Below are 5,167 nucleotides of genomic sequence, written 5' to 3'. Positions count from 1 at the left end.
GCTCATCACGCAGCGCGCCCGGCGCTCGACCTGCGTGATGAGATCGTCGCATTTTTTACTCCCGACGAATGTGAACAGCTTATCAAGCTCGACGATGGGTTAGTCGTCGGTTGGGGGCTGTTGGATAGGGGCAGCCAAGGCACGATCACCGGTGCACTTGACCCAGTTGGCTACCGCTTGCGCACTTGACGCGCAGATTGCGTCCGATGCGTCGGAAGCTGTGGCCATCTAGATATATCTCGACGGCTTAGCGCGGGATTATAGGCGGGTAGCCGATTGGGTTAGGCTGAGGAATGAAATGACGATGGCAGGCCTTGCACAGGTAGCGCTTGCTGCTGCTGTGATTCTTGCCTCGTTTGATCACCGATCCGCTTATGTCTCTTTGGATACTTCATGTATCCAATTTTATTTGCTCCCCTTAATCTAGGCCAATGCAAGTTGTTTATCAATTAAAAAATATAGTTAACAATACGTTATGTGCAGTGTGATAGAAATGAGAGTACAATCAGTAATGTACTTTACATAGTTAGCTACGCATGATTGTATTTAGAGAGAATTTTCTAGATAATTGTAGGTAGTACATAAATCCAAATACTTGCTTCATCCCGCGGGCAGCTCTGATAACCCGGATGCGCTTGCTTGAAGGGATGCCGCGGATTCCAGCATTGCACAAAGGACTCACCCGACCACCGTAGCTCCTACACACAAGGCGAAAAACGCTGCGAACGTTAGCTTAAGCAAGCGAGATTCACAAAAAGTCCGCAAAACTTGTTTCAACCGATTAGGTCTGCGACATGTTTTTCGTAATCAGAGATATTCCCCTGTCGTTAGTCTAAAGCAGTATACCCAATGAAGCCGTCTGTGCAGTACTGAAATGTCTGTCTCTCTGTATCCACCACTGCCTGCACCATGGCCTCATTGCGTATAGAGTATCTACCAGCTCATCAAGAAGCGCGCGCCGGCGATCGACCTGCGTGATGAGATAGAGGCATTTTTTATTCCCGACGAATGTGAACAGCTCATCAAGCTCGACGATCGGTTAGTCGTCAGTTGGGAGCTGTAGGATAGGGGAGGGTGGGTGAGCCAAGTTACATTCACCGGCGCACTTGAACCGCTTGGTCATCAATGGCGCATTTGACTCTCGGATGGCGACTGATGCGTTGGAAGCAATGGCGATCTAGATACTTTTCGATGACTTGAAGTAGAACTATAAGTGAGCAGTCGATTGTATTATGCTTATGGGTGATATAACGATTGCAAACATTGTAACTTTTGATATCTTTTCGCTCAGAAAGATTGGATTTGTGTGCTTGATCAGGTTTGTTGATTTTGGCTTATAATATAAGCATGAAAGCGCAAGAAGATGTTTTTGCCTACCTTATATGTAACGACCTTGATAAACTTGAGGATTTAGAAAAGATTTGCAAACAAATAAAGGGCGACGAATTAGATATTTTTAGGGTAGCGATACATTACATAAAATTTTTATACAACAGCAATAGGGACCCATTAAAAATAACTGTAGCGCTTGCTTTTTTGACCAAGATGAAAGACGAGTATTACGATAAAATTACGGCACCATTACTCAATAAAGGACGGGTAATTCAATGTGCTTTATACATATCACGTTACATTAGATATAAAGACCCTTACTATCTGGATAAAGCTATATCCATGCTTGATCACATGTACGCTTCGGAAATGGAAAATATAATAAAATTTTTAGCCATTGAACTAAAAAGAGACAAGTGGTTTCGAATAAAATTGATGGAGATAATTACAACATATTTGCAAGAATATGGTGTTCGCTCACTTAGATACGATTTACCTGAATTAATATTAATTCTATTAGCACGAATGGGTTTTTATAAAGATTTAGATAAGATTTTAGATGAAGTAAATTATTTTGTCTTGCGTAATGATAAAGGCACAAGTACGATTTTAAAAGAAATTCTTGAAAAACTTGATTATATAAAAGATAGCCTTGGTGTAAGTATAATAAACAAGATTTATAAAGAGGGAGTTATAAATTTAGCACGGCGACGGTCAGATATTTCTGATACTCTAAAAAATATTATAATAGGCCAATCTATAAAATATGGAGATTTTATTGATTTCGATGTATTAGAGCAGAATTGGCATGATTATGAAGATAAAAGTACTTTGATACTCGCCCTGAGTAACATTATTTATCGTCTGCGTCAGCTCGACGCGTCGAAGGGTATCGTATTGAGGGGTGAATATTATAGCAAAGAAAGGTTCGAGTTTTTGCTAAATAATCGCTGTGAAAGACTATATCAACTAATATCTAATCAGCCTATGCTTGATGATAATATAATATTAGCTATCGGAAAGACAGGGTCTAAAGAGTGTATTAATAAATTGAACGAATTGATAGATTCTTCAGATAATTCCATTAATATAAACATCCTAGACGCAGTTATTCATAGCATGGATGAGGGTTTGATTAACAAAACCATTCAAAAGTTTATCAAAAGAAGGTCCGTGAAGCTTTTTAACTATAAATATCCCGACTTTGTGGCTAAATTAATTAGCGAAGATAATTTGATCGAGATGATCAAAGCCTTTGACCGATTCACCTATAAAAAGCCTGATTATAAAAAGCGTGATAATATAGAGGCGTTATTATTAAATTACGCCAAATTGAAAAAGAGATGGGATATAATTGAGAAAATATTAGATAGTAGACTGAATGAAGATAAATTTGATGATTGCCTCAGGATAGCAATAGATATATCTCCAGATAAAGCAGCAGAATATTTGATAAGAAACAGAGGTAAAATCAAATCAATAAATCATAATATCTTGATGTTATGTGTTTATACAATGATAGAAAAAAACAACCAGACTGTTGAACATCTTCTAAAGCATATGGTTGTTGAATACAATTTATCAAACAAAATCAAGCACATTGTTTTATCAAGTGGAAGCCCCTCGGCCTTTAAATTTTTATACCAAAATGCACATATCTTAGCTAAAGGTTTCAAGATTGAAGATAAAGAGATTCTCAAATTTATACCAGAGGAAAATATTATTCAACCGGCATTGGATACAATAAGAAATACAAGCCAAGATGAACATCTTCAAGAGATAATGAATATATTGAAGGAATTAGACCAAGGTGATATTATACATAAAATGATAAAAACAGTTACGACGAATTCACCCGATCATTCATCAAGATCAGAACTAATAATATCTCTTAGTAAGCTTATTCCTACAATAAATGAAGAGATATTTTTATCTGCGTGAAGTAAATCCCATTGTTTTTAAAGTCAACTACTTCTCAAATATTTTCGGGAAGAGTGTTTTTAATCTAGGCCGATGTAAGTTGTTTATCAATCAAAAAAAATATAGTTGACAGTCTGTTATGTGCATGTGATAGAAATGATAGTATGCTCAACAGTGTAATTGACATAGTTAGCTACGCATGATTGCATTTAGAGAGAATTTTCTAAATAATTGTAGGTAGTACATAAATCAAAATACTTGCTTCATCCCGCGGATAGCTCTGATAACCCGGATGCGCTTGCTTGAAGGGATGCCGCCGATTCCTGCATTGCACAAAGGACGCAACCAACCGCCGTAGCTCCTCCACACACCGTGAAAAGCACTGCGCCGTCGGCCTAAGCGATCGAGATTCCTCACAACTCAGCAAGACTTGTTTCAACTGAATAGGTCTGCGACTTGCCAGGCGCAACTGGAAGATGCTACCACTGTAGTCCAAAGCGGCATACCCACTGAAGCCGTCGGTGCAATACTGAAATTCCCGTAGCGATTGATCTACCATCGCCAACACACTGCCTCATCACTGTATAGAGTATCTACCAGCTCATCATGCAGCGCGTCTGGCGATCGACCTGCGTGATGAGATCGGCACATTTTTTATTCCCGACGAATGTGAACTGCTCATCAAGCTCGACGATCGGTTAGTCGTCGGTTGGGGGCTGTAGGATAGGGGTGGGTGATGAGCCAGGCTACATTCACCGGCGCATTTGACCCGCTTGGTTATCAATGGCGCATTTGATTCTCGGATGGCGACTGAAGCGTTGGAAGCAATAGCGATCTAGATACTTGTCGATGACTTGAAGCAGAACTATAAGGGAGTAGTAGATTGTGTTATGCTTATAAGTGATATAACGATTGCAAACATTGTAACTTTTGATATCTTTTCGCTCAGAAAGATTGGATTTGTGTGATTGATCGGTTTTTTTGATTTCAGCTTATAATATAAACATGAAAGCGCAAGAAGATGTTTTTGCCTACCTTATATGTAATGACCTCAATAAACTTGAGGATTTAGAAAAGATTTGTAAACAAATAAAGGGCGACGAATTAGATATTTTTATGGTAGCGATGTATTATATAAAATTTTTATATAAAAGTAATAAGGATCCATTAAAAATAATTGTAGCGCTTGCTTTTTTGACCAAAATGAAAGACGAGTATTATGATGAAATTACGAAGCCATTATTCAATGAAGGAGAGATAATTCAATGTGCTTTATACATATCACATTACATTAGATATAAAAACCCTTACTATCTGGATAAAGCTATACCCATGTTTGACTCCATGGATCATTCGACCATGGAAAATATAATAAAATTTTTACTCATTGAATTAAAAGAAGATATGCTTTTCAGAACGAAATTGATGGAGAAAATTATAAAAGGTTTGCAAAAAGATGGTGCTCGTTCACTTAAAGACTATTCATTTGGAGCAAGATTAATTCTATTAGCACGAATGGGGTTTTATGAAGATTTAGATAAGATTTTAGATGAAGTAAATAATTTTGCCTTACATAAAGGTAAAAGCACACCCAAGATTTTAAAAAAAATACTTGAGCAACTTAATTATATAAAAGATCACCTAGGCACAAGTATAATAAATACGATTTATCAAGAGAGAGTTATAAATGTAGCACGGCAAAGGTTAGGTATGTCTGGTATTCTAAAAAATATTATAACAGGCCAATCTAAAAAATATGGAGATTTTATTGATTTCGATGTATTAGAGCGGAACTGGCATGATTATAAAGATGAAAGCACTTTGATACTCGCCCTGAGTAACATTATTTATCGTCTACGTCAGCTCGATGCATCGAATGGTGTCATATTACGAGGTAAATATTATAGCAAAGAAA

Annotated in this window: 4 protein-coding genes; 3 read left to right on the top strand and 1 reads right to left on the bottom strand. The window is 37.5% G+C overall.

The features are described 5' to 3' along the window. The coding region (locus tag NZM04_08035) for a hypothetical protein (protein ID MCS7063971.1) at positions 1 to 189 on the top strand (189 nt) is incomplete at its 5' end. Between the two features lie 1,158 nt (positions 190 to 1,347). Next, positions 1,348 to 3,273: a hypothetical protein gene (locus NZM04_08030; GenBank protein MCS7063970.1), complete on the top strand. Its 1,926-nt coding sequence runs from the start codon at positions 1,348 to 1,350 to the stop codon at positions 3,271 to 3,273. A gap of 202 nt (positions 3,274 to 3,475) precedes the next feature. On the opposite strand, the gene NZM04_08025 is transcribed toward NZM04_08030, so the two are convergent. Continuing rightward, positions 3,476 to 3,811, bottom strand: a complete 336-nt coding sequence (locus NZM04_08025) for a hypothetical protein (protein ID MCS7063969.1) — start codon at positions 3,809 to 3,811, stop codon at positions 3,476 to 3,478. Between the two features lie 446 nt (positions 3,812 to 4,257). Here NZM04_08025 and NZM04_08020 point away from each other — a divergent pair. Further along, positions 4,258 to 5,167: hypothetical protein (locus tag NZM04_08020; GenBank protein ID MCS7063968.1), on the top strand; the 910-nt coding region annotated here is incomplete at its 3' end.

The organism is Candidatus Methylacidiphilales bacterium (genome assembly GCA_025056655.1).
In the GTDB taxonomy this organism is placed as follows: Bacteria; Verrucomicrobiota; Verrucomicrobiia; order Methylacidiphilales; family JANWVL01; genus JANWVL01.
Note: the sequence above shows the minus strand (reverse complement) of the source record. Positions and strands in the feature narration are given on the sequence as shown.